Here is a 25,021-nt window from a genome sequence, read left to right as displayed (position 1 = left end):
AGGCGACTATGCCGCAGAACGGCGTCCGGGGTGGGCGCGTTGCCTTGGGGGTGCCATGGCAGGCCCCACTACCGCGAAACCAGGTACTCGCGGACCTTGTCGGCGGACGGGCCGGCCGGGGCTTCCGCGACGCCCAGGCTATGGGCCCAGTCGCGCACTTCACAGGGTTCGCTGAGGTTGATGAAACGGCGGTCCTGTACCGTCTGGCTTTTGTCATCGCTCATTGCCGGCTCCTTGAATGAACGGCCAAAGCTATCACGGGGCTAGCCTGCACGGTGTAGGACAAGACTTCTATGAAGCGGTGCGCGACACACCCGGCCTTCTGAACGGCATCCACTGAAGAAGCGGGCCTGTCGGGTGCTTTCCAATCCGCTACCAAGGCAGGGTGAACGTCTTGCAGTTGGTGAACGATTTGATCGCCTCTTGCACCCCTTCCTTGTAGCCCAGGCCCGAGTCCTTGATGCCGCCAAACGGCGTCAGCTCGATGCGGTAGCCCGGCACCTCCCAGAGGTTGACGGTGCCCACCTGCAGCTCCTTGGCAAAGCGGGTCACGTCGTCCATGCGGTTGGTGCAGATGCCCGAGGACAGGCCGAACGCCGTGCCGTTGGAGATGCGGATTGCCTCGTCGATGTCCTTGAAGGTGATGATGGGCGACACGGGGCCGAAGGTCTCCTCGCGCACCACGGTCATCTCGGGGCGCACGCGGTCGAGCACCGTGGGGGAGTACAGCGCGCCCTCGCGCACATTGCCCGCCAGCAGGCGCGCGCCCTGGGCGATGGCCTCGTTCACCACCTTCTCGAAATGCAGGGCCGCCGCCTCGTCGATCACCGTGCCCATCTCGTTGGCCTTGTCCATGGGGTCGCCATGGCGCCATGCCTTCGTCTTGGCCACCACGCGCTCGGTGAACTCGGCCGCCACCTTCTCATGCACCAGCATGCGCTTGACCGCCGTGCAGCGCTGGCCCGAGTTCTTGTACGAGCCCTGCACCGCCAGGTCGCTGGCCTTGTCCAGGTCGGCATCGTCCATCACGATCAACGGGTCGTTGCCGCCCAGCTCCAGCACCATGCGCCGGTAGCCGGCCTTCGACGCAATGTACTTGCCAATGGCCACCCCGCCGGTGAAGGTGACCAGATCGACGTGGCGGTGGGTCAGCAGCTCGTCGGCGATCTCTCGCGGATCGCCGGTCACCACCTGCAGCATCTCCACGGGCAGGCCGGCCTCGTACAGCAGGTCGGCAAAATAGTAGGCCGACAGGGGCACCTTCTCCGAAGGCTTGAGCACCATGCGGTTGTTGGTGGCCACGGCCGGCACCACCTTGTGCGCCACCTGGTTCATGGGGTGGTTGAAGGGCGTGATGGCCGTGATGACACCCAACAGCGGCTCGCGCGTGGTGATCACCTTGCGCTTCTTGCCGTGCGGCGTGAGGTCGCACGAGAACACCTGCCCATCGTCGCGCAGGGCCTCGTTGGCGCCGAAGTTGAGCACGTCTGCCACGCGCCCGATCTCGTAGGTGCTGTCCTTCTTGCACAGGCCCGACTCGGCGGTGATGATGTTCGACGCCTCGTCGGTGCGCTCGCGCAGCAGCGCCGCCGCACGGTTGAGGATGGCCGAGCGCTCGTAGCGCGACAGCGTGGGCACATAGGCATGGGCGATGTCCATCGCCCGGCGCACGTCCTCCACGCTGGCCATGCCCACCGTGCCCACGCGCTCGCCGCTGTAGGGGTTGACGACGTCGATGCTGCGCTCCGTGCGCACCCTGGCGCCGCCGATGCGCAGGGCCTCCGCGCGGAAGTCCGCGCTTTCCATGATGCAACTCATGCTGCCTCCTTGAGTGCTGCCGTGTTGGCTCCGATGAAGTTCTTGCCGCGTGCGCCGGTCAGCGCATGAGCCACCATCTGCTGCGCCTGGTCGTCACTCACGCCGTAGTCGGCAAAGCGCGTCCTCACGCCCAGTTCCTCGATGAAGCGGGCCAGCCGGGCCGGCGCGCCGGCCAGGTTTCCCAGCGCGCTTTCCAGCACGGCGTCGCGCTCCGGGTTCTGGCCAATGGCGCGCTCCAGCACCATGGGCAGCGGAAAGCTGCAGGCAATGCCGTGCGGCAGCCCATAGCGCAGCGTCATCTCGTAGGAGATCGAGTGCGCCAGCGCCGTGCGCGTGTTCGAGAAGGCCATGCCGGCCTTCAGGGCCGCCAGGGCCATGCGGCCGCGCAGCGTCGCGTCGTCCAGGTGTTCCATCAGCTGCGGCAGGGCTTCCAGGATCTCATGCACCGCCGCCACCGCGAAGGTGTCGGACACGGGGTTGGCATTCACGTTCCAGATCGACTCCAGCGCGTGCGACAGCGCGTCCAGCCCGCTTTGCAGCGTGACCGAGGCGGGCAGCGACAGCATGAGCTCGGGGTCGATCAGCGCGATGCTGGGCCAGGTCTCGGGCAGGTGCAGCGAGTACTTCTTCTGCGCACCGCGGTCCCATACCGTGGCCCAGGGCGTCACTTCGCTGCCGGTACCGGCCGTCGTCGGCACGGCGATGAGCGTCTTGGTCCGCGCTGGCGTGAAGGCCTTGCCGGATGCCAGCAGCGCCACCAGTTCAGAGAAGCGCCCGCTGGGCGTGGCCACCATCAGCGCCTTGGCGGTATCGATGGCACTGCCACCGCCCACCGCAATGATCACCTCGGCACTGGCGGCCTCGCCGGACCAGAAGGCGTCGTAGACCGCCGCAAGCTCCGCGACATCCGGGTTGGGCCGCACATCGTCGATCACGCCGGCCAGCTGCTCGCCCAGCAGGCCCTCGATGCGGGCCACCAGGCCCAGCTGGCGGGCCTCCGGAAAGGTGACCAGCAGTGCCCGCCGGCCATCCAGCAGCTTTGGCAGGGACAACAGTTCCCCTGCCCCGTAGACACTGCGTACGGGGTTCAAGTATTCATGTGGCATGGAAAGACCTTTAGGCGGAGGGAAGAGCGTGGTTCAACGCGAGGTCGAACACGTCGAAATTGCGCAACCGCCGGCCGGGGGCGACGCCCTTCAGGGGCCGGTTGAACAGCAGCGGCACCTTCTGCTCCGAGATGCCGCCGTGCGAGCGCAGGGGCACGGTCAGCCCGCTCAGGTCGTGCCGCGCCGCACTGGTGCCCAGCACCGTGAGGTGGTCCGACACCACCACCAGATCGCCGATGCGGTCGCCCGCCAGCTCGAAGCGTTGCACCGCCTCTTCCCGCGTCAGCACCACCTCCACGCCCGGCAGTGCCAGCAACGCGCTGCGCACGCCCTCCAGCGTGGCGCCGGCATTCACGTAGATGGTCGCGAACGAGCCCAGGGCGCCGTGGTGCACCACATAGGGATCGGTGATGGGCAGGATCACCCGAGTGCTGCCCGCGCCGAGCTGTGCATCCAGCTCCTGCTGCAGGTAGACCACGCGCGGGTTGCCCGCGGCGTCGGTCTTGGGGCTCATGCCATGGTCGGCGGTGAGGCCGATGACCGCGCCCAGCGCATCGAGCTGGGCGAGGTAGCCGTCCATCATCGCGTAAAAGGCATTGGCCTCTGGCGTGCCCGGTGCGCACTTGTGCTGCACGTAGTCGGTGGTCGACAGGTACATCAGGTCCGGGCGGCGGGTCTCCATCAGGCGCACGCCGGCCGCAAAGACGAACTCGCTGAGGTCGGCGCTGTACACCGAGGGCACGGGCTTGCCCACCAGCTCTAGCACATTCTCGATGCCGCACTCGGCCAGCGTGGCCTTGTCGGCCTTCTCGGCTGAAAAGCAGATGCCCTTGAGGCCGTGGCCGAGCATGGTGCGCAGCTTGTCCTTGGCCGTCACGGCCGCCACCAGCGCACCGGCATCGGCAAAGGCGGCCAGGAGCGTCGGGGCACGCAGGTACTCGGGGTCGTTCATCATGACCTCGCGGTCGGCGGCCACGTCGTAAAAGTAGTTGCCGCAGATGCCGTGCACCGAAGGCGGCACGCCGGTCACGATGGACACATTGTTTGGGTTGGTGAAGCTGGGGACCACGCAGTCCCCGATCAGCGAACTGCCCCGCGCCAGCATGCGCTTGAGGTACGGCGCCGCGCCAGCCTGTATGGCCTGCGTCAAGTAGTCGGGCTCGCAGCCATCCACGCAGACCACCACCACCGGGGCTTGGGGTCGGGCATACTGCCGGCCGTTGGCCTGCACGGTGTCAACAACGGTATTCATCAACGGGCTCCTTTTTGAATCCAGGCACGCAGCCGGGTCGAGATGGTGTCGGCCACCATCACCATGGCGATGATCACGGCGATGCAGGTGGCGGTGTCCTGGTACTGGAACAGCTTCATGCTGCCCACCAGTTCGAATCCGATGCCGCCCGCGCCCACCATGCCCAGCACGGTGGCCTGGCGCAGGTTGGTCTCGAAGCGGTAGAGGACCACGGCGATCCATGCGGTCACCACCTGGGGCAGCACGGCAAAGATGATGGTCTGTATGGGCCCGGCCCCCGTGGAGCGCAGTGCCTCGATGGGCCCCTGGTCTATCTCCTCGATCGACTCGGCGAAGAACTTGCCCAGCATGCCCGCACCATGCACCGCCAGGGCCAGCACGCCCGGAAACGGCCCCAGCCCCACGGCGGCCACGAACACCAGCGCCAGGATGATCTCGTTGACTCCGCGCGTCACGTTGAACAGCTGGCGGGTGAACTGGTAGACCACCACGTTGGGCGTGAGGTTGCGCGCGGCGAAGAAGCACACGGGGATCGCCAGGAGCACGGCGAGCAGCGTGCCCCACACGGCGATCTGGATGGTCTCGATCGCCGGGACGATCAGCTTGTCCAGAAACGCCCAGTTGGGCGGCAGCATGCGCCCCAGGAAATCGCCGATCCACGGCAGGCCCTTGGCCAGTTCGCCAAAGCTGACCTGCGCGCCGCGCGCGGCCCACCACAGCACGCCGACGAACAGCGCACCGATGCCGATGCGCGGCCACCACCCCAGCCCGCCGCTGGGCCGGGCCACCAGAAAAGTGTAGGAACCGATGTTCATGCGCTTGCCTCCTCAAGTTTCAACTGGCGCAGCGCGGGCGCTGCTGCGGCTGCCACGGCAGGGGCGCTGCGGCTGCGGGCGTCGCTCTCGTCCAGTCCGGGGTAGATGCGCTTGAGCACCTCGTCCGTCAGGCCCTCGGGCCCACCGTCATAGACGATGCGCCCGCCCGACACGCCCACGATGCGTTCGCCGAACTCGCGTGCATAGTCGATCTGGTGCAGGTTGCAGACCACGGTGATGCCCAGTTCGCGGCTTGCCTGCTTGAGGTAGTTGAGCACCGTGCGCGAGGTCTTGGGGTCCAGGCTGGCGACCGGCTCATCGGCCAGGATCACCTTGGGCTGCTGGGCCAGCGCACGCGCAATGCCCACACGCTGCTTTTGCCCGCCCGAGAGCGTGTCGGTGCGCAGCCCGGCCTTGTCCTGCAGTTCCACGCGGCGCAGGCATTCGAGCGCAATCGCCACGTCCTTGCGAGGAAAGATCTGCAGCCACGACAGCACCGCAGGCACCGCCCCCATGCGGCCCGTCAGCACGTTCTTCTGCACCGACAGGCGGGGCACCACGTTGTAGTGCTGGAAGATCATCGCCACCTGGCGGCGCAGGCCGCGCAAGCTTGCGCCGCCGGACTGGGCCAGTTGTCCGTCGATGTGGATCTCGCCGCTCGTGGGCTCGGCCAGGCGGTTGATGCAGCGCAGCAGCGTCGATTTGCCGGCACCCGAAGGGCCCAGCACGACCAGGAACTCGCCCGGTGCCACGTCGAGGTCGATGCCCGTGAGCGCGTCGAAGTCGCCGTAGCGCTTGTTCAGACCACGGATCCTGATCATTTCATGGCCCTCAGGTCGAGGTTCAGGATCTTGGCCGTCTCGCGGATGATGTCGTAGGCCTTGTCGTTCGTGGGATGAAAGCCGTTGAGCATGCCCTGGTCCGACCAGGGGATGTCCTTCACGTCCAGGAAGGCGGCCTGCACGCGCTTCTTGAGGTCCGCATCCAGGTCCTTGCGCCAGACGGTGGGCGACTCGGGGATCGGGTCCGACTTCCACACCACCACCAGGTCCTCGCGCTTGGCCAGGCCCTTGGCGATGGCCGCATCCAGGATGCGGTCGGCAATCGCCACGGCCTCGATCTTCTTGTTCTGCACCGCCACGGCATTCGAGTCGTGCGAGCCGGAGAAGATCACGCGGCCGAAATCCTTGTCGGTGTTGAAGCCTTCCTTCATCAGCCCGGCCTTGGGGAACAGGTGGCCCGAGGTGGACGTCGGGTCCACGAAGGCGAAGGTCTTGCCCTTGAGGTCGGCCACGGTCTTGATGCCGCTGTCCTTGTGGGCCACGATGAGGGAGTGGTAGAAGGCCCGGCCGGCCTTCTTGGTCTCGGCCACGGCAAAGGCCTCGATGGGCGCCACGGTGGTACCCATCACGTACGAGAAGGGGCCGAGGTAGGCAACATCCAGCCGCTTGGAACGCAGGGCCTCGATCACGCCGTTGTAGTCCGCCGCCACGAAGGGCTTGACCGGCATGCCCAGCGACTTGGACAGCATGTCCATCATGGCCTGGCTGTTGGCGATCATGGCCCGCGAATCCTCGGAAGGGATCAGGCCTACCGTGAGGACGTTGGCAGCCCTGGCAGGGTTGAGGCCGGCAAGCGGCGGGGTTAGCAGCACGGATGCGCTGGCCAACAGAGATCGGCGCGTGAGTTTCATCGATGTCTCCTGTCTGGTGGGTTTGAACCTCTTTTTGCACTGCCTACCAAGCACAGTGCATGGGGCAACTGTCGGTGGTGCGGGACTATCTTGCAAATTCAAGTTTTTTTACCGATCCATTCATTTAATCTATAGTTGGCCCGGGATAACACGGAGGCGACTGTCATGCGGTTGACGCAATTGAGGTCTTTTCATGCGGTGGCGACCGAAGGGAGCTTTACCCGCGCAGCGCAGGCCTTGCACGTGAGTCAGCCCACCGTGACCACGCAGGTTCAGCAACTCGAGGAGCTGTACAAAGTTGAACTTTTTCACCGAACGGGGCGCCGCATTCGCCCGACGGAAATCGGAGAGCGATTGCTCCAGCTTTCGCGCCAGATGTTCGACCTTGAGCAAGAAGCCGTGCAAATTCTTCGAGACGCAGGCGAACTGCGTTCGGGGCATTTGCGTGTTGCGGCCGTGGGCCCTTCACACGTGACGAAGATGCTGGCGGCGTTTAACCAGAGATACCCGGAGATCCAGATTTCGGTAGGAACCGGCAACTCGGAAGACGTGTTGAGCCGGCTGCTGGACTACCGGGCGGACGTCGGTGTCCTGGCGCAGGTGCTCAAAGACAAGCGTTTCGTGTCGGTTCCGTACAGCGAACACCCCATCGTGATTTTCTGCAATGCAGACCATCGGTTCGCCCGCCGCCGCAGCATCCGCACCGCAGAGCTGCAAGGCGAAAAATTGATTTTGCGCGAGCAAGGGTCCACCACACGCAAGGCCATAGAACTGGCGCTCAAGGCTGCGGATGTGCAGCCGACAGTCGTCATGGAGGTTGCCAGCCGGGAGATCATCCGGGAGGCCGTGCTCCAAGGACTGGGCGTCGCGGCGGTCTCGGAGGTGGAGTACGTGCCCGGTTCAGGTTTGCACGCGGTGCGAATCAGCGATGCGCAAATCAGGACCTATGCACACGTCGTGTGCCTGGCCGAGCGCAGGGACACGCGTCTCATCCGGGCGTTCTTCAACATCATCGGGCGTGACTCTTAGTCTCTTGGTCGCGCAGCTGCGTACGGATGGAGGGACAGGCTGCGTGTCGCTCGCCAGCGAGGCTGACATGGAGCGATTCCTGGGCCGGGTGCCTGGCTACTAGCAGGCGGGGGCCTTGCGCAGCTTCTTGTCCTCGTACATCCTCATGTCGGCATTGCGCAGGATGTCCCTGGAGCTCTCACCGTCCTGGGGCCAGACGGCGCCTCCGATACTGACCTTGATTTCGATGGGCTGGCTGTGGCCCAGCAGGGCGAAGCCGTTGAGGTGCGGCTTCAGCCTGTCGACGATGAAATGCAGGTTCTTTGCATTCTCAGCATCGCGAATGATCATCACGAATTCATCGCCTCCAAGCCTGGCCACAAAATCCGTGTTCCTCGCGTGCTTCTTCAAGCGCTGCGCGAATTCCACCAGCACCTGGTCTCCCACGGAGTGTCCATGGCGATCATTGATCTGCTTGAACTCATCGAGATCAATCAAGGCCAATGCGAACCTGTGGGTCTCGCGTTTCGCACGCTCGATGGACTCATTCAGGATGACGTCAAAGGACCTGCGATTGGGCAGGCTTGTCAGTGGATCGGTATTGGCGATGCTGTCCACTTTCTTGTGGGCGCTTTCCTCGCACACGAGAATGATGCAGCAGTTCCAGGCAATCGTGAACGAGATCAGGACCAGGTATAGATACGCGTGATACGGACTCTGGATGACCGCCGCGCGGTCTTCCGCGAAGAAAATGAAACTCCAGCGCAAGCAGAATGCGATGGAGAGCGATGTGAGATACAGCGCGGAGAGATTCTGTGCGGAGAAGCGCACCGGCCAGTTCCAGTGAGCGATGTGGTAGGCCATGCCCAGGGTAAAGGCCACGACCACAGCGTCAAGAATGAGGTACCTGGCGGCATCCTTGCCGTAGACAGCTGCCATGGTGACGATCATCACCACGGCAAACCACGGCATTGCCAGAAAGGTGATGCTGGCCAATTTCGTCTTGCCGCGAAAATGCAAGGTGCCATGGAGCATGAAGGCCAGCGCCATGATGCCGAAGAAGTCATTGATGAAGCGTGCCGCAGGCGCCTTCAGTTCCACGAATATCGGGATCGAGAAGCCGATCATTGTGGATACCGACCCAGCAATCCACCAGTTGACGCCTTTGACGTCCTTGTTGCCTTTCCAGATCAAGGCAACAATAGGAGCGAGCGTCAACTCGGCGACTGCCAGGACGACACGCAAGGTGTCTCTGTCCAGCAGGTCAAGATTCATGATGCCCTCTAGTGACTTACCGCTCGTTTGTAACTTTATGTTCGCTGTTATATCCCTTCCCATCCGTGGGCGCCCTAGGGATAGTGCTGGGTAGCGAAGAGGTGCTCGCTGCGTCTCATGCTGGGTGCATTGAGACAGGGCGAAGGGCCGTTGGCTTGCCGCGCCCTTGCCGCCGCGCTCCTGCCCCGTCCTGACGAAGTCAATGAGCTCTTGGATGCGAAAGAACGCGTCTTGCGGGAAGGCCTTCAGGCACGGGGTCCGTGGGGTTGAAATTCCACTGTGGCTCCCAGCGCCTGCAAGTGGTCTTGGGAGCGGCGCAGGTGCACAAGATAGCCCTCCGCAACGGCAATTTCGGGTTGCATCGCCAGGGCCAGCGCTTCTTGTGGCGACAAGCCAAACGTCTGCTTGAGGAATTGCACGACCTTCATTTTCTGCGGACCGATGCCGCAGATGACCAGGGTGCCGTGCTGCCAGGCCGTGGTATCGGGCGGGAACGCAGGTTCCTTTGCCGTGTCCGCGCGGTTCTGGCGGTTCTCGAGCACCTCCCGCCAGAGCCGGGTTCCCAGGCTGGCCTCGGCTTCGACCACGTGCTGTGCAGCCGTGGCGTCGTCTTCCAGCCCGCGCAGCACCGCCAGCATGTCACCCAATTGCTGCAGGCTGGGTGCGGCCTGCTCCGCCTCCCACCGCCCCGCTCCATGCGGCGCATAGTAGACGGGAAAGCCTTTCGCCTCCTGGTTGAGATCGATGAAGAACGGATCGCCGAACCCATTGAGAGCGACCACGTACCAGCCCGGCTGCCATTCGCCCGGTGCGGTGCCGACCAGGCTTTCACCGGTGATGCCGTGGTGGCGAAAGCCGCTTTGCCAACCCTCCCATTGCCCGGGCTGGGGGTAGTGGAAAGGCAAGGCCATGTCGCCCGCGACGATGGCGGCTTCGATGAACTGGCGTGCTGCGTCCGGCAAGATGGATGTCATGGCTGCCTCCTGGACGGCGTGCGGGGCCTTTGTGCTGCCGCCAGCGCGGCCTGTGTCTGTGACAGCGCGAGCAGACCGGAATGCTCATGCTGCCCCTGCACGGGTCCGGTGATTGCGGGTGCCGGACTCCTGGCGATGGACTTGAGGTGGTAGCAGGTCATGGTCAGCGTGCAGCCAGGCTGCATGTCGTCATGCAGAATAATGTACTGATCTACTTCTTGCGCTGTGCGAACGCCATGACGGTTGCCTTTGCATTGCATCACCCGGAGGGCCTGCACATCGTGTGCGGGCTGCAAGAGGCAGTCCTGGTGGACCGTCATGCGGCACTGATCGTGGTGCCGCGCGTACCCCGGGCGGTGCAGGGTTCGGACTGGACCTGGCATCGTCTCAAGGCCTGGAGTGACGGCGGTTTCATGGTGGGCATCGAGCTGGCGTTCTTCCAAGGTTCCTTGTCCGAATGCTGGCTCTTCCACGATGACGACAGCCGCTATGGCAGGGATTGGAGCGATTGGTCCGAACGCAAGGAGCGTCGGCGCGCCAAGGCTTTGCGCGACTGGCTGGGCGCGCGGGGCTGGGCTTCTGGGCACCATGCCTGGGGCGAGGTTTGGGTGGGGTACGACCCGCGCACCGGCTTTGGGTGTGGCGGGGTGCGCTACGGCAGCGCAGATTCGCCCGCGGCCATGCGGGTGTGAAACCCCGATGTCACCGCGCCCGGCCTCAACGGCGTTCTGGCGCCCCGTGAAGAGGGCCCGGCTGGGCTCTGAGTTGCTGCTTGTTGCGGGCACGCGGCCGGTTTTCGCCCATGTCCCATTCCTGTACGTGGCCGCTAGGGCGGTGCAGCCCGAAATACCCTATCAGGCTGCTGCCCGTCCAGGTGCCGGCGTACCCCTGCGGTGCGGGTGAGAGGCTGTGCACACCGACCACGGTGTAGTGCGCCGATCGCTCATGGAGCGTACAGCGCAGTTTGCCGGCCTGGCCAGGGTAGAGGGATGCCGCCACGGCGAGAATGCGGGCGCACTCGCGCTGGGGTACCTCCGGTACCTTGTCCGCCGCCCCAGCGAGAGCTGATGCAAGCGCGCAAGCCAGCGCCAGCAGGGCGTGAAGGCCCAAATCGATGGCCCGGTCTTGCGCGCCCAACTGGCTGGAATGTCCGAACATGGCGTTTTGCCCTCTCCCATGAGGAGGGGCCAGAGAAGGTTTTTGGAGGCCGGCGAAGGCCGGTGTCATGCACTCCACATGCCCGATGCGCGAGCCGGGACGGAACAATACGATGGGATTGTCGTTTGCCATGGTGCGTGGGGTGTCGCGGCAGGGCAGTGCGTCTGCATCCGAAGCGCTGGATGCTGGCGAGGTGGAGCAGAAAGAAGAGGCTACGGAAGGTCCTGTGCGCGGGTGCCCAACTTGAGGCTGGCGCAGAACACCGAGAACTCGCCTTTCTCATCAATGGGTGGGTTTTGCAATTGGACGAAGAGGTCGGGTGCGAACTGCACCAGCGTGACATCGGCGCCGCCCGAGCCCGCATAGATGCCCGTGTAATTTTTGATGCGCTGACGCGACCAGCCCATGCGCACGGTGGTTTCGCCCTTCCATGCGGGTTTGCCGCAGAAGGTGGTGGCTTCAGCAGGCTGTGCGCCGGCCTGGGCATTCGACACCATCCATCGGCCGTCTTCCTCGCGCATGAATGCATCCAGGAGCGGACTGCCACCAGGCCATATGCGCACCACCTGCACACTCGGTCCCGGGGTACCGATGTTGATCACCCAATCGCACACGTTGTAGGGCGGCTGGCCGCCGTCTTCCTTGTCCTTGCATTCGCCCTGCTGCACAGGATCGGGCCGGGCCTTGACGATATTGATTGCGCACAAGCGCCCGTGGGGAGCGAGTTCCATCCGCTTGGGGCGGGTAGTCTTGTAGCCCACGGGTAGATCAAACTCGAGACCACAGGCGGCGACGGGGATGGTGGTGGGGTGGCCGGCTTGAGCGCAAGGGAGCATGCCCAGGGTGGCAAGCAACGCAAAGGCAGGTACTGTTCGCAAGGAAGGCTTCATCGGGGACTCTCTTTTGCATCGGAGGGCGCTGGCGGCGGCTGCATGAGCGGCGACCCCTCATGCTGTGCGCGGATGCTTTCCACGTAGGCCGGGCCAAACGCCCGGGCGCAGTCTGCTATTGGGTCGCATGCGATGCCTTGCAGTCGAAAGCCGTCGGGATAGCGTCGTTCAATAGCACAGAGCAGTGCATTCGCGTTCCAGCGCGCGGGCTCACCGTCCAGGGTGGCGCGGGCCTGCGGGTCGCCCAGCAATTCATGGAACTGCCAGTAGATGAAGAGGGCCGTGCCTGCGCTGCATTCAGGATGACCCACCACGCAACACAGAGGCTCGAAACCGTCGTTCGCGTTGTAGCTGCGACTGAAGCGGTCGAGCTGGTCGCTGGTGGTGAAGTGGGTGACGAGGGTGCACATCTCGTCATACCCGCATTCCAGGGCTTGCGCCACGCGATCGACAGTGTGTGTAGGGGTCATGCTCCTCCCTCGTCCCCGTTGCGCAGGCTCTGCAGCACCCTGGCGCTGAAATCCGGGCTCAAACGCCATTGGTTGTCGGCTTGCAGCAGATCACCTGCCATGGCGCGCGCCTGGAACCAGTCTTCCACGAACCCGGGTGCCCAGGCGCCGGTGCCGAAGTGTGCGCTGCCCACCATCGCGATGACTCCTGGGTAGGACTGCATAAAGCCTTCCTTCGACCGCACCGGCCGGCTGTGGCTCAGCAGCAGGAACTGGGTGGCGTACATCAGGTGCGAATTCGTGTCCGCATGCAGCGTGAAATAGCCCCTGTCCTCCACGATGGTCTCGGCCAGGCGGCGAATATTTGCGGGCATCTCCGGATCGGGCCACTGATCGCAGAGTTTCTGCAGCCGCGTGTTGAAAGGCGCGCTGCGCACATGTGCAAGGGCATCGTGCTTCACGTCCTCAGGATCGTCTTCGTACTCGGATGCATGCACGAGACCCCGCACGAAGGTTTCGAAATCCGCCGCGAGCGGGGTGATGCGGTAGTCCGCCTCCTGGTTGACGTGCACCACGCAAGGTTCGCCAGAAGGGCCACAGGCGCGATAGTCCAGCGCGATCATGTCGTGGCCGGCCGAGGGGCAGTCGCCGAAGTACACGCCGATGTCCGGGTAGTCCCATTCCTCGATCTTGAAACGGCTGCCGAGGCTGCCGCACAGGCTCCACTGCTTGCCGAATCCGATGCCCTTGAAGGCGCTGATCGCCACATGGTCCTCGGCCCAGGAGGTGGGCTGGTCGGTGGGGAAACGGCCGTGAGCGGGAATGCCGCCGTTCTGCGTCTGCATCAGCGCGATGTAGCTGGCCGGGAGTTTGTAGCCCAGTTCAGCCTCGACCGCCACAGTGGTTTCCGGCGAGGGCGCGGGCTCGCCGTACTCCCTGCGCGCGTAGTCGCTGTCTTCCCAGAACCCGACAAGGTCGAAACCGGCAAAAGGCGGTTTACCTGCGTTCATGCGTTCGTTCTCCCCTCGCTGGCTCGTTCATGGATTTGCACGTGGAATTTCCTCGCTGGCAATCAGGATCCGCCAGACCCGGCCTTACTGCCACTCCACCACATAGTCGTCTTTTAGCCGCCGCCCGGTGTTCATTTCGGGTTCGGGCAGATAGCTGCCAGCATCTCGCTCCTGGCCCTGGAAGCGCACCTGGCGCTGCGCGCGCAGCACCTGCCGGCCGTTCGCGCCAGAGGCGGTCTGGCCCCACACCGCCGACTCGGTCGCGTTGTTGGCCGTCATGTTGGTGTGCAGCAGCACCCGGCCGTCGCGCTCCACCAGGATCAGCAGCCAGCCGCTGCCGTAGATGGCGGTAAGCGGTGCATCGGCATGCACCAGGCGCGCCACGCCGTTGCGGCCGGTGCCGGTGCGCGTCTTCATCAGGTTCAGGAATGCGCCGCTGGTGATCTGCGCGCGCTCGAAGTCGCGCCGCAAGGCGGCAGCATGGCGCTGGGCTAGGCAATCTGACAGGGACTCCACCTCCTGCTGCGTAAACGCCGAGGGCGGCAGGTACAAGGTGTCGCCGCGGTCGTGGCCGCTGCGCTTGCTGGCGCCGCTCGTATCCAGGTTCAGGCCCAGGTTGTAGATGTGCGGGCTTGCCTGGCGCAGCCAGGGATCGAGGTTCTTGTAGTAGGCCTCGTAGTGGATGGCGGCCAGCACGACACCCCGGTAGCGGTAGCGCAGCTCTGCGCGCGAGCCGCCGGCCTCGTTCTCGCCCCAGGGCCGGGCGTCGACGATGAAATCGCCGCCGGGACAAGCCAGGTGCGTGACGGGCTGGAAGGATTGAGCCATGGCATGCGTTCCCATGAGGACGAGGCCGGAAAAGACTGTCATGAGGCGTTTCAATGCCAACACCATAAACCCCTTGCGCTCTTCTCGCATCTGGCATGCAGGGCCTGCACAATGGCGCCTCCAACACTGGCGAGATCAGCGGGATCATCGTTGATGCAGGGCAACAGACAACCCCGTGGAGCCTGTTCGGCCTCGAGGAGCGAGGAGCACCATGCCTCAACGGGGTAGCGTTGAACCCGTCAGGTCAAAAAAAAGCCCCATCTGTGAAGAAGGGGCTTTGGATGTGCGGGACTTCGTGGGACGGATTGATCAATCTGTCCAGGTCCTTGATTTTTTAGCTAACTGGCGGAGAGGGCGGGATTCGAACCCGCGGTGGGGATTAGCCCACACACGCTTTCCAGGCGTGCGACTTAAACCGCTCATCCACCTCTCCGAAGCCTTCTATTGTAGCAGTGATTTTGGGTATTTTCTGTGGTCGACTTGATTTTACTGGTGGCTCTTAGTGGGCTGGCGACGCTGCGAGTGGTTCTGTTTTCATGGAGGGGCTTGCTTGTACGGCATCATCGTTCCTCTCGATGCGGTTGCGTCCAGCATTCTTGCCACGGTACAGCGCTGCATCGGCTTGCTGCATGGCGCGGTCAAGTTCCTGTGGGTCAGCGAAACCTGGCGAGATGCCGATGGTCACTGTGCAGCGGATGGGGCCGCCTGGTGCCGCGGCGGTCATTACTTCGGTGTTTTCGATGGCGGCGCGCGTGCGTTCCGCCAGGCGCATGGCGCCCTCTGCATCGGTGTTCAGGCAGATGACAACGAACTCTTCTCCACCCAGGCGGCAAGCGAGGTCTCCCTGGCGGGCAGTCTCTCTCAGCACATCGGCCACATGGCACAGAACGGTATCGCCGACCTGATGGCCGTAGCTGTCGTTGATGTGTTTGAAATGATCGATGTCCACGATCAGCAGGTGCGCAGGACCTGCAGTGCGTGAGCGGAAATGCGCCTGCAACCCTTCGAGCAGGCCGCGCCGGTTCAGCAGCCGTGTCAGTGGGTCGTGGGCCGCCATGGCGCGCAGTTCATCGGTGAGCCGGCGCAACACCAGCCAGACAATGGACGGTGCCAGCACGGTCGCCAGAAAGGACATGTACAGATAGAACACGGTCTGGAAACGGCTGTCCATGTCCAGTGCCTCCAGTCCGTTCTGGAGAACGGTCACGAACTTCACCGCATTCAGGGCGAATATGCCGCCGATCAGGGCGGCGAACAGCACCATCTCCACGCGCAGATCTCTGGCAAACGTGCGTGCGCCATGGATCACGGTGGCCATCATGGCCGCAAAGAGCAGGGCAGACGCGCCCGCCAGCATGGCATAACGGGCCGCTGTTCCCAGCGTCCACTGCGCCACCACCTGCGCTGCGGTGTAGGCCAGTGCCAGTGTGAGGAGAGGGCGCCAGAGCGGAGCCGGGCGGCCAAAGAACCGCATGGCACCGACTCCGTAGACGGCTGGTGCACACAGGGTGAGCGTATGGTTGACCACGCTCATCGCGTTCCATCCCGGAGGGCCGCCCGCCAGTTGCAGCACGTAGGCTGAACCCAGCAGGAAGTTTCCGATGGCGAACACTTCCATGCCCATCTTCTTGCCGTGCAGGCGCGTGCTGATCAGCAGGAACATGGCGCCAAAGCACAGCAGATGCACGCATAGCATGCCGACGATGAGGGTGGCGCCCATGGGTTCTTGTACGTGAAGGTGTCTCGGTGGGAAGGCGAAATGGCCGCTCATCCTAGCCGACGCCATGTTGGCTGCACCGTGATGCATTCACGACGCTTCCGGCTCGGTGCAGGGGTCAGGGCAACGGCTGGCGGTCTGGACGAACCTCCATGCACGGAATCGCAAGTAAAGACTGGCGCCGGACGCTGGTGGCCTGTGCCCTCCAGCGTGTGCCGTTCACCCATTGGATGCGGTCAAGGCCGACGGCATCGGCCTGTCGCGAGGTCTCAGTTGCGTGGCGTGCCCGTGGTTTGCACCATCTTCATTGCCGAGCCAATCAGTGCCGACACCTCGGTCATGTTGCTGGGCACGATGAGCGTGGTGTTCGAGTCCGCAGCCACCTGGCTGTATGCCTCCACCGCCTTTTCCGCCACCTTGAGCTGGACGGCCTGCTCGCCCCCGGGCTGGCGGATGGCCGATGCCACGCGTTCGATGGCCTGGGCATTGGCTTCGGCCACGGCCTTGATGGATTCGGCCTCGCCCTGGGCCTTGTTGATGACGGCCTGCTTTTCGCCCTCGGATCGCGCGATGAAGGCCTCGCGCTCGCCGGTGGCGATGTTGATCTGCTCCTGGCGGCGGCCTTCGGAGGCGGCGATGAGGGCGCGCTTTTCACGCTCGGCCGTGATCTGGGCCTGCATGGCGTGCAGGATTTCCTTCGGGGGGGTCAGGTCCTTGATTTCGTAGCGCAGCACCTTCACGCCCCAGTTCAACGCGGCTTCGTCGATGGCCTGCACGACCTGGGCGTTGATGATGTCGCGCTCTTCAAAGGTCTTGTCCAGTTCCAGCTTGCCGATGACCGATCGCAGCGAGGTCTGCGCCAGCTGCGTCACCGCCATGATGTAGTTGCTGGAGCCATAGCTTGCCCGCATGGGGTCGGTGACCTGGAAGTAGAGGATGCCGTCCACCTGCAGCTGGGTGTTGTCGCGCGTGATGCAGATCTGGCTGGGAACGTCGAGCGGGATTTCCTTCAGGCTGTGCTTGTAGGCGACCTTGTCGACAAAGGGCACCAGGAAGTTCAGTCCCGGTGTGAGGGTGCCGGCATATTTGCCCAGGCGTTCCTTGACCCAGGCGTTCTGCTGGGGGACGACCTTGACCGAGCGCGCGATGAAGATCACGGCAATGACGAGAATGACGATGGCAATTTCCATGAAGAACCTCTCTTTTCTTTTCTGGGAGTGAAGCGTTGGCGGCCGCTACCTACAGCGGATCGACCAGCAGGCGGTTGCCCACCAGTTCGGCCACGCGGTGCATGCCCGTGGAGGGCGTGACGCCCGGGCGGTGAATGGCTGTCCAGGTGGCGCCGCGGTATTTCACCGTGGTGGTTCCGTCCGGGTTCCAGCCTTCGATGAGGATGGTCTCGCCAACGTCCATGTTCACGCTGCGGTCGGCGCGGGCGGACGGGTCTCCGGGACGTTTTTTCTTGAGGTAGTACCAGCCCACCACCGCCCCCCCGCCCACGATGGCGGCGGCCACGATCTGCACCGTGACCGGCAGGCCCAGGTGCGCGGCCAGGGCGGCTGCCACCAGGCCCACCGCCACCATGAGCAGGTAGAAAGTGCCCGTGAGCAATTCCGCGACGACCACAGCGCCCGCGGCCAGCCACCAGATGGTGGATTCCTCCATAGCCGACTCCTCGTTGTTTGTGTTTAGTGCACCACATTCTGGGTCAAAAGCATGGCAGTTCAAAGGCGCGTCAACGTTATTCCTTACACTTCGCGCCTATTTCGTTTTTTGGCCGGGCAGGGCACGGTTGCACGGAGGCTGCGCATGAAGTTTCGCTTTCCCATCATCATCATCGATGAAGACTATCGTTCCGAGAACACTTCGGGCCTCGGTATCCGCGCGCTGGCGCAGGCCATCGAGTCCGAGGGTTTCGAGGTTGTGGGGGTCACCAGCTACGGCGATCTGTCGCAGTTCGCGCAGCAGCAAAGCCGTGCCAGCGCCTTCATCCTGTCCATCGACGATGAAGAATTCACCGTGGGCGAGGGGCTCGACCCCATCGTGCTGAGCCTGCGCAACTTCATCGGCGAGGTGCGGCGCAAGAACACCGAGGTGCCGATCTACGTGCACGGCGAGACCAAGACCAGCCGCCACCTGCCCAACGACATCCTGCGCGAGCTGCACGGCTTCATCCACATGTTCGAGGACACGCCCGAGTTCGTGGCGCGCCACATCATCCGCGAAGCCAAGAGCTACCTGGAGAGCGTGCAGCCGCCGTTCTTCAAGGCGCTGCTGGACTACGCCGAAGACGGCTCGTACAGCTGGCACTGCCCCGGCCATTCGGGCGGCGTGGCGTTCCTGAAAAGCCCCGTGGGCCAGATGTACCACCAGTTCTACGGCGAGAACATGCTGCGCGCCGATGTCTGCAACGCGGTGGAAGAGCTCGGCCAGCTGCTGGACCACAACGGCGCCATCGGCGAGAGCGAGCGCAATGCCGCGCGCATCTTCAATGCCGACCACTGCTTCTTCGTGACCAACGGCACCAGCACGTCCAACAAGATGGTGTGGCACCACACGGTGGCCCCGGGCGACGTGGTGGTGGTGGACCGCAATTGCCACAAGTCCATCCTGCACAGCATCATCATGACCGGGGCCATCCCCGTGTTCATGAAGCCCACGCGCAACCACTTCGGCATCATCGGGCCCATCCCGCAAAGCGAGTTCGAGCCCAAGGCCATCGAGGCCAAGATCAAGTCCAATCCGCTGCTCAAGGGCGTGGATGCCAAGAAGGTCAAGCCGCGCGTGCTCACGCTCACCCAGTCCACCTACGACGGCGTGCTGTACAACACCGAGACCATCAAGGGCATGCTCGACGGCTATGTGGACAACCTGCACTTCGACGAGGCCTGGCTGCCGCACGCGGCCTTCCACCCGTTCTATGGCAGCTACCATGCCATGGGCAAGAAGCGCACGCGCCCCAAGTATTCGGTGACCTACGCCACGCAGTCCATCCACAAGCTGCTGGCGGGCATCAGCCAGGCCAGCCATGTGCTGGTGCAGGATTCGCAGACCACGAAACTCGACAGGCACCTCTTCAATGAGGCCTACCTGATGCACACCAGCACCAGCCCGCAGTACAGCATCATCGCCAGCTGCGACGTGGCCGCCGCCATGATGGAGCCGCCCGGCGGCACGGCCCTGGTGGAAGAAAGCCTGCTCGAAGCGCTGGACTTCCGCCGCGCCATGCGCCAGGTGGAAGATGACTTCGGCAAGAACGACTGGTGGTTCAAGGTCTGGGGGCCGGACAAGCTCGTGGACGAAGGGCTGGGCCGGGCCGAGGACTGGATCATCCGTAGTGATGGCAAGGGCAAGAAGAACGGCAGCAAGTGGCACGGTTTCGGCCAGCTGGCCGACGGCTTCAACATGCTGGACCCGATCAAGTCCACCATCGTCACGCCGGGCCTGAACCTGGACGGCAAGTTCGACAAGACCGGGATTCCCGCGTCCATCGTGACCAAGTACCTTGCCGAGCACGGCGTGGTGGTGGAGAAGACCGGCCTGTACAGCTTCTTCATCATGTTCACCATCGGCATCACCAAGGGCCGCTGGAACACGCTGCTCACGGCGCTGCAGCAGTTCAAGGACGACTACGAGAAGAACCAGCCCATGTGGCGCATCCTTCCCGAGTTCTGCCAGCAGCACAAGCGCTACGAGCGCATGGGCCTCAAGGACCTGTGCCAGCACGTGCACGAGATGTATGCCAAGTACGACATCGCGCGCCTGACGACCGAGATGTACCTGTCGGACCTCACGCCCGCCATGAAGCCCTCGGACGCGTACGCGCATATCGCGCACCGCCAGACCGAGCGGGTGGAGATCGACCACCTGGAAGGCCGCATCACCGTGGGCCTGGTCACGCCGTACCCGCCGGGCATTCCGCTCTTGATCCCCGGCGAGGTGTTCAACAAGAAGATCGTGGACTACCTCAAGTTCGCCCGCGAATTCGCCAAGCTGTGCCCGGGCTTCGAGACCGACATCCACGGCCTGGTGGAGGTGGAGGACGAGAACGGCCAGGTGCGGTACTACGCCGATTGCGTGGCCGATGCGAACAAGGCCCCCGGCAAGAACCCCAAGCCGCTGGCCACCGCCAAGAACCTGGTGCAGGTGGGGGACGACGGCCCTTACGGGCGCATTGTCTGAAGGCCCGCGCGGACTCTTGGTTAGGGCATAAAGATGGCGGGAGCGCTTGAATGACAAGCGCTCATTGCTATATTTTTAATAGCAAATGCGCGCAAGACATGCCTGCTCAGCGCGCGGGCATGTCCTCGCGTACGCGCACGAAGCTGGCAAACCGGGGCAGCCCGCCCCCGTGCGTGCCGCGATAGCGGTAGGTCACCCAGCTGCCCACCGGCGGTGGATGGCTGCGGTCGGCTTCGGTGAATCCTGCGCCCAGCCGGAAGCGCTGGCCCGAAGGCATCTCCACCAGCAGCGCGCCCATGCGCCCGGCATGACGGCCCTTGCCGGGCAGGTGGGCGACCACGCGGGCCTCGGTGTCTTCGTGGGTCTTGACCTTGACCAGATCGTCGCTGCGTCCTGACCGGTACAGCGAGGCGCCCCGGTGCAGCATCAGGCCTTCGCCCCCCGCACGCACCGTGCGCTGCAGCAGCGACTGCAGGGCAGCGTCGCTCGCCACGCGCTGTTGCGGCACGGCCTGCACCCAGGGCTGGCCGATGCCCGCGACCAGGGCGTTGAGCGCGGCGAGCCGTTCATCGAATGTGCCGCCGTGCCGGGGCAGGTCGAACACCATGAACCGCATCTGGCGCCAGGCGGCGTCATCGGGCTGCTGCTGCCGCGCGGTGGACTGCGCCTGGCTGAATCGGCCACGCCCGGCCCACAGTTCGCCGTCCATGGGGGTATCGGGCCACCCGGCGGTGAACCAGGCCGGGGCGGCAATCGTCTCGCCGCTGCGTGTGCGCAAGACCTGGCCGTCCCAGTAGCCGCGCACACCGTCGTATTTTTCGCTGACCCAGTAGTCCGCCAACGGCATGCCAGGCCGGTACACATTGGCCAGCAGCAGCGCGGGCGCATCCGCCGCACGGGCGCAGGGCAGGGCCGTGGCCCACGCCAGCCATGCCAGGCAGCTTCTGCGGCGCATGTGCTATTGAATGTGTAGCGGCTTGCGCTTTGCCATCAAGCGCTGGCGCGAATTCTGGTTCGTATTTCGTGGCGGGTCAGACCTGGTCGGCGCTCAGCCCGGCCGTCTGGCTGAAGCCTCCGTCCACGTAGGTGATTTCGGCGGTCATGCCCGAAGCCAGGTCGGACAGCAGGAACGCCGCCACATTGCCCACGTCTTCGATCGTCACATTGCGGCGCAGCGGCGAGGCGTCGGCCACGCGGCTGAGCAGCTTGCCGAAGTCCTTGATGCCGCTGGCGGCCAGCGTCTTGATGGGGCCGGCGCTGATGCCGTTGGCGCGGATGGCGCGGCCGTCCTCGGTGCGGCCCACGGCTTCGGCCAGGTAGCGCACGGAGGCTTCCAGGCTGGCCTTGGCCAGGCCCATGGTGTTGTAGTTGGGAATGGTGCGCAGCGCGCCCAGGTAGCTCAACGTGAGCAGCGACGACTTGTCGTTCAGGTAGGGCAGGGCGGCCTTGGCCATGGCCGGGAAGCTGTAGGCGCTGATGTCGTGGGCGATGCGGAAGCCCTCGCGCGAGAGGCCCTCGAGGAAGTTGCCGGCGATCGCCTCGCGGGGGGCGAAACCGATGCTGTGCACGAAACCGTCGAACTTGGGCCACACCTGGGCCAGGTCCGCGAACATGCGCTCGATCTGCTCGTCGCTGCCCACGTCGCAGTCAAAGATCAGCTTGGAGTCGAACTCGGCGGCAAAGTCGGTGATGCGGTCCTTGAAGCGGTCGCCCACGTAGCTGAAGGCCAGCTCGGCGCCCTGCGCGTGGCAGGCCTTGGCGATGCCGTAGGCGATGGAACGGTTGGACAGCACACCCGTGATGAGCAGCTTCTTGCCGGTCAGAAAACCCATTGTTGTTCTCCTGTGGAATGCGGAAATTGGCGTGGGCCGTGGCGCCCTGGCGGCCTGCGGGGGAATCTCCACAGCCTGCGCGGCGGCACCTTCGGCGTAGTGCAGAATTGTCGCATGCGGTTCTGGCTGACTTTTCTGCTGATGGAGTGTGCCGTCCCGGCGTGGGCCGCGCATGGGTACGCGCTGTGGGGCGACCTCAAGTACCCGGCGGGTTTTGCGCATTTCGACTATGTGAACCCCGCGGCCCCCAAGGGCGGCGAGCTGCGCATGGTGAGCAACCTGCGCTATTCCACGTTCGACAAGTACAACCCGTTCACCATGAAGGGCTCGGTGCCCGCGTACCTGAGCGACCTGTTGTTCGAGACCTTGCTGACAGGCTCCATGGACGAGACGGCCTCCGCCTATGGCCTGCTGGCCGAGGATGTGCAGGTGGCCGACGACCGGTTGAGCGCCACGTTCCGCCTGCGCCCCGAGGCGCGTTTTCACAACGGCGATCCCGTCGAGGCCGCGGACGTCAAGTACAGCTACGACACGCTGATCGGCCCCTACGCGTCGCCCAGCTACGCCACGCTGCTGCAGGAGGTGGCGGGCGTCGACGTGCTGGACACGCGCACCGTGCGTTTTCGATTCAAGCAGCCCAACCGCGAACTGCCGTTGACCGCCGGGGGCATCCCGGTCTTCAGCCGCGCCTGGGGGCGCCAGCCCGATGGCAAGGCCAAGCGCTTTGACGAGATCGTGACCGACATTCCCATTGGCAGCGGCCCCTACCGCATCGGGCCGATGAAGTTCGGCCGCGACATCACCTACGAGCGCGATCCCCAGTACTGGGGCCGCAACCTCAACGTCAACCGCGGCGCCTTCAATTTCGACCGCATCACGGTCAAGATCTACAAGGACAACACCGCGCGGCTGGAGGCCATGAAGGCCGGCGAGTTCGATTTCATGACCATCTATTCGGCGGGCGACTGGGCCCGCCGCATCGATGGCAAGCTCTTCAAGCAGGGCGTGCTGGTCAAGAAGGACATGGCGCACAGGCTGCCCGCGGGGTTCCAGAGCTACGTGCTCAACACGCGCCGACCCATCCTCCAGGACGTCCGCGTGCGCGAGGCGCTGGGCCTGGCCATCGACTACGAGTGGATGAACCGCCAGATGTTCTATGGCGGCTACCCGCGCGTGAAGGACCTGTTCGGAAACACCAGCTGCGAAGCCACGGGTACGCCGGGGCCTGAGGAGCTGGCCCTGCTGGAGCCCTGGCGCGGCAAGGTGCCCGACGCCGTGTTCGGCCCCATGTACACGCCGCCCGTGACGGAGGGAGACGGCCATTCGCTGCGCGATAACCTGCGCCGCGCCCGCCAGCTGCTGGCCGATGCGGGGTGGACGTACCGCGACGGCGCCCTGCGCAACGCCAAGGGCGATCCCATGGAGATCGAATACCTGGACAGCAAGGAAGCGGGGGCCCGGACCGTCACCCCCTGGATGCGCAATCTGGAAAAGCTCGGCATCACGCTGCGGTTCTCGTCGGTGGACTTTGCGCTGTACCTGCAGCGCATGGACAGGTTCGACTACGACATGGTCAGCCTGAACTACCCCGGCACCTACAACCCGGGGCAGGCCATGAAGGAGCTGTTCGGCAGCAAGGGGGCCGATGTGGAAGGCTCCAGCAACCACGCGGGCGTGAAGAGCCCTGCGGTGGATGCCCTGGTGACGGCGCTGACCCGTGCGCGCAGCCAGTCGGAGATGCTTCCCGCCTGCCGCGCCCTGGACCGCGTGATCATGCACAGCCACTACCTCATACCGCAGTGGACGCTGGCCTCGCACCGCGTGGTGTACAACCAGCAGCGCCTGGCCTACAAGGAGCCGATGCCGCCCTATGCCAAGGCGGAGGAATGGCTCATGTACTCATGGTGGAGCCTCAAGCCATGACCCCGAAGCCGCCGCAGCCCTGAGAGTCACCCTTTCCATCCCATGCTCGCCTACATCGCCAAACGCCTGCTGCTGATGCTGCCCACCCTGCTGGGGGTGCTGCTCGTGACTTTCGCGGTGATCCAGTTCGTGCCGGGGGGGCCGGTGGAGCAGTACCTGGCCGAAGCGCGCACGGCCGCGGGCAAGAGCGGCGTGGAATCGGGCGGCATGGCCTACCGGGGCGACCAGGGCGTGGACCCCAAGCGGCTTGCGCAGATCAAGGCGCTGTACGGCTTCGACAAGCCCGCGCACGAGCGTTTCCTGCAGATGCTGGGGCAGTTTGCGCGCTTCGACCTGGGCCAGAGCTTTTTCCAGAACAAGGCCGTCTGGGATCTGGTGAAGGAAAAGCTCCCCGTCTCCATCAGTCTGGGCCTGTGGACCTTCTTCATCAGCTACCTGGTGGCCGTGCCGCTGGGTGTGGCCAAGGCGGTGCGGGCAGGCTCGCGGTTCGACCTCGTGACCACGCTGATCATCCTCGTGGGCTATGCCATTCCGGGCTTCGTGCTGGGCGTGGCGCTGCTGGTGATCTTTGGCGGGCAGCTGCAGTGGTTCCCGCTCAGGGGCCTGACCTCGGCCAACTGGGACGAGCTTTCCTGGGGCGCGCGCATCGTGGACTACCTGTGGCACATCACGCTGCCCGTCACGGCCATGGTGCTGGGCAGCTTCGCGGTGACGGCCATGCTCACCAAGAACGCGTTCCTGGAAGAGATTCGCAAGCAGTACGTGCTCACGGCCCGCGCCAAGGGCCTGTCGGAGCGGCAGGTGCTGTGGAAGCACGTGTTTCGCAACGCGCTCATCCCCATCATCACCGGGTTTCCGGCCGCGTTCGTCGGTGCGTTCTTCACGGGCTCGCTCCTGATCGAGACACTGTTCTCCCTCGACGGGCTGGGCCTGCTCAGCTACGACAGCGTCATCCGCCGCGACTACCCCGTGGTGCTGGGCACGCTGTACCTGTTCACGCTGATCGGCCTGGTGACCAAGCTGGTCAGCGACCTGTGCTACGTGTGGGTGGACCCCCGCGTGAAGTTTGACTAGCCCGCCAGCCCGCCCAG

General features: G+C 64.4%; 24 protein-coding genes and 1 tRNA gene. 5 read left to right on the top strand and 20 right to left on the bottom strand.

Annotation, left to right across the window (positions count from 1 at the left end; all coding sequences use genetic code 11):
* Positions 1–68: 68 nt before the first annotated feature.
* The 7 genes from AC07PV_RS05095 to phnD all read right to left on the bottom strand — a co-directional run bounded on the left by AC07PV_RS05095 (position 69) and on the right by phnD (position 6,684).
* A complete protein-coding gene (locus tag AC07PV_RS05095; RefSeq protein ID WP_492255127.1) occupies positions 69–224 on the bottom strand; it encodes a DUF3606 domain-containing protein in 156 nt (51 codons plus the stop codon).
* A 148-nt stretch (positions 225–372) separates the two neighbouring features.
* On the bottom strand, positions 373–1,818 hold the full coding sequence (gene phnY / locus AC07PV_RS05090; RefSeq protein ID WP_494629619.1) for a phosphonoacetaldehyde dehydrogenase: 1,446 nt from the start codon (positions 1,816–1,818) through the stop codon (positions 373–375).
* The gene (gene psrA / locus AC07PV_RS05085) at positions 1,815–2,924 is read right to left on the bottom strand and encodes an iron-containing alcohol dehydrogenase PsrA (protein ID WP_494629618.1); all 1,110 of its coding nucleotides are present in this window, start codon (positions 2,922–2,924) and stop codon (positions 1,815–1,817) included. Before psrA ends, phnY begins: the two co-directional genes overlap by 4 nt.
* A gap of 10 nt (positions 2,925–2,934) precedes the next feature.
* Positions 2,935–4,176: a phosphonoacetate hydrolase gene (gene phnA / locus AC07PV_RS05080; protein ID WP_494629617.1), complete on the bottom strand. Its 1,242-nt coding sequence runs from the start codon at positions 4,174–4,176 to the stop codon at positions 2,935–2,937.
* Positions 4,176–4,991 carry a phosphonate ABC transporter, permease protein PhnE gene (gene phnE / locus AC07PV_RS05075; RefSeq protein ID WP_218338880.1) on the bottom strand — a complete coding sequence of 272 codons (816 nt, stop codon included), beginning with the start codon at positions 4,989–4,991 and terminating at the stop codon, positions 4,176–4,178. The genes phnA and phnE overlap by 1 nt, the downstream gene beginning before the upstream one ends.
* Positions 4,988–5,812, bottom strand: a complete 825-nt coding sequence (gene phnC / locus AC07PV_RS05070; protein ID WP_492806439.1) for a phosphonate ABC transporter ATP-binding protein — start codon at positions 5,810–5,812, stop codon at positions 4,988–4,990. The genes phnE and phnC overlap by 4 nt, the downstream gene beginning before the upstream one ends.
* Entirely contained in the window at positions 5,809–6,684 is an 876-nt protein-coding gene (phnD, locus tag AC07PV_RS05065) for a phosphonate ABC transporter substrate-binding protein (RefSeq protein ID WP_218338878.1), read from the bottom strand. The genes phnC and phnD overlap by 4 nt, the downstream gene beginning before the upstream one ends.
* 165 nt (positions 6,685–6,849) lie before the next feature.
* On the opposite strand from phnD, the gene AC07PV_RS05060 reads away from it, so the two are divergent.
* On the top strand, positions 6,850–7,713 hold the full coding sequence (locus AC07PV_RS05060) for a LysR substrate-binding domain-containing protein (RefSeq protein WP_218294286.1): 864 nt from the start codon (positions 6,850–6,852) through the stop codon (positions 7,711–7,713).
* Positions 7,714–7,812: 99 nt separating this feature from the next.
* Here the strand turns inward: AC07PV_RS05060 and AC07PV_RS05055 are convergent, their stop codons facing one another.
* Both AC07PV_RS05055 and AC07PV_RS05050 read right to left on the bottom strand, forming a co-directional pair.
* On the bottom strand, positions 7,813–8,967 hold the full coding sequence (locus tag AC07PV_RS05055; RefSeq protein WP_494629615.1) for a GGDEF domain-containing protein: 1,155 nt from the start codon (positions 8,965–8,967) through the stop codon (positions 7,813–7,815).
* Between the two features lie 245 nt (positions 8,968–9,212).
* Positions 9,213–9,941, bottom strand: coding sequence for an SMI1/KNR4 family protein (locus AC07PV_RS05050; RefSeq protein ID WP_494629613.1), 729 nt, complete (start codon positions 9,939–9,941; stop codon positions 9,213–9,215).
* Between the two features lie 80 nt (positions 9,942–10,021).
* Here AC07PV_RS05050 and AC07PV_RS05045 point away from each other — a divergent pair, with 80 nt between their 5' ends.
* Positions 10,022–10,633 (top strand): hypothetical protein, encoded by a 612-nt coding sequence (locus tag AC07PV_RS05045; protein ID WP_494629612.1) that lies wholly within the window; start codon positions 10,022–10,024, stop codon positions 10,631–10,633.
* Between the two features lie 25 nt (positions 10,634–10,658).
* Here the strand turns inward: AC07PV_RS05045 and AC07PV_RS05040 are convergent, their stop codons facing one another.
* From AC07PV_RS05040 to AC07PV_RS05000, 9 genes are all read right to left on the bottom strand, one after another.
* Positions 10,659–11,231, bottom strand: a complete 573-nt coding sequence (locus AC07PV_RS05040) for a hypothetical protein (RefSeq protein ID WP_218294290.1) — start codon at positions 11,229–11,231, stop codon at positions 10,659–10,661.
* Positions 11,232–11,311: 80 nt separating this feature from the next.
* Positions 11,312–11,989: a hypothetical protein gene (locus AC07PV_RS05035; RefSeq protein WP_494629611.1), complete on the bottom strand. Its 678-nt coding sequence runs from the start codon at positions 11,987–11,989 to the stop codon at positions 11,312–11,314.
* Entirely contained in the window at positions 11,986–12,459 is a 474-nt protein-coding gene (locus tag AC07PV_RS05030; RefSeq protein WP_218294292.1) for a DUF4274 domain-containing protein, read from the bottom strand. Before AC07PV_RS05030 ends, AC07PV_RS05035 begins: the two co-directional genes overlap by 4 nt.
* Positions 12,456–13,448 carry an SMI1/KNR4 family protein gene (locus tag AC07PV_RS05025; protein ID WP_218294293.1) on the bottom strand — a complete coding sequence of 331 codons (993 nt, stop codon included), beginning with the start codon at positions 13,446–13,448 and terminating at the stop codon, positions 12,456–12,458. The genes AC07PV_RS05030 and AC07PV_RS05025 overlap by 4 nt, the downstream gene beginning before the upstream one ends.
* Positions 13,449–13,532: 84 nt before the next feature.
* On the bottom strand, positions 13,533–14,318 hold the full coding sequence (locus AC07PV_RS05020; protein ID WP_218294294.1) for a hypothetical protein: 786 nt from the start codon (positions 14,316–14,318) through the stop codon (positions 13,533–13,535).
* A 301-nt stretch (positions 14,319–14,619) separates the two neighbouring features.
* Positions 14,620–14,709 (bottom strand) — tRNA-Ser (locus AC07PV_RS05015).
* 66 nt (positions 14,710–14,775) lie between these two features.
* Positions 14,776–15,996 carry a GGDEF domain-containing protein gene (locus tag AC07PV_RS05010; protein ID WP_218294295.1) on the bottom strand — a complete coding sequence of 407 codons (1,221 nt, stop codon included), beginning with the start codon at positions 15,994–15,996 and terminating at the stop codon, positions 14,776–14,778.
* A gap of 266 nt (positions 15,997–16,262) precedes the next feature.
* Positions 16,263–17,183: an SPFH domain-containing protein gene (locus AC07PV_RS05005; protein WP_218294296.1), complete on the bottom strand. Its 921-nt coding sequence runs from the start codon at positions 17,181–17,183 to the stop codon at positions 16,263–16,265.
* Positions 17,184–17,232: 49 nt separating this feature from the next.
* A complete protein-coding gene (locus tag AC07PV_RS05000; protein WP_218294297.1) occupies positions 17,233–17,658 on the bottom strand; it encodes an NfeD family protein in 426 nt (141 codons plus the stop codon).
* A gap of 144 nt (positions 17,659–17,802) precedes the next feature.
* On the opposite strand from AC07PV_RS05000, the gene AC07PV_RS04995 reads away from it, so the two are divergent.
* A complete protein-coding gene (locus AC07PV_RS04995) occupies positions 17,803–20,175 on the top strand; it encodes an arginine/lysine/ornithine decarboxylase (protein ID WP_218294298.1) in 2,373 nt (790 codons plus the stop codon).
* A 106-nt stretch (positions 20,176–20,281) separates the two neighbouring features.
* Here AC07PV_RS04995 and AC07PV_RS04990 read toward each other — a convergent pair whose 3' ends face one another.
* Together AC07PV_RS04990 and fabI are read right to left on the bottom strand one after the other, a co-directional pair.
* Positions 20,282–21,130 carry a DNA ligase gene (locus AC07PV_RS04990; protein ID WP_494629609.1) on the bottom strand — a complete coding sequence of 283 codons (849 nt, stop codon included), beginning with the start codon at positions 21,128–21,130 and terminating at the stop codon, positions 20,282–20,284.
* 76 nt (positions 21,131–21,206) lie between these two features.
* Positions 21,207–22,007 (bottom strand): enoyl-ACP reductase FabI, encoded by an 801-nt coding sequence (gene fabI, locus AC07PV_RS04985; protein ID WP_218294300.1) that lies wholly within the window; start codon positions 22,005–22,007, stop codon positions 21,207–21,209.
* 114 nt (positions 22,008–22,121) lie between these two features.
* Here fabI and AC07PV_RS04980 point away from each other — a divergent pair, with 114 nt between their 5' ends.
* Entirely contained in the window at positions 22,122–23,930 is a 1,809-nt protein-coding gene (locus AC07PV_RS04980; protein ID WP_494629608.1) for an extracellular solute-binding protein, read from the top strand.
* Between the two features lie 42 nt (positions 23,931–23,972).
* On the top strand, positions 23,973–25,004 hold the full coding sequence (locus AC07PV_RS04975; RefSeq protein ID WP_218294302.1) for a microcin C ABC transporter permease YejB: 1,032 nt from the start codon (positions 23,973–23,975) through the stop codon (positions 25,002–25,004).
* The last annotated feature ends 17 nt before the right edge of the window (positions 25,005–25,021 follow it).

The organism is Acidovorax sp. GW821-FHT09A11 (assembly GCF_059418365.1).
The sequence above is the reverse complement of the archived record's forward strand: the minus strand, read 5'-3'. Positions and strand labels throughout refer to the sequence as shown.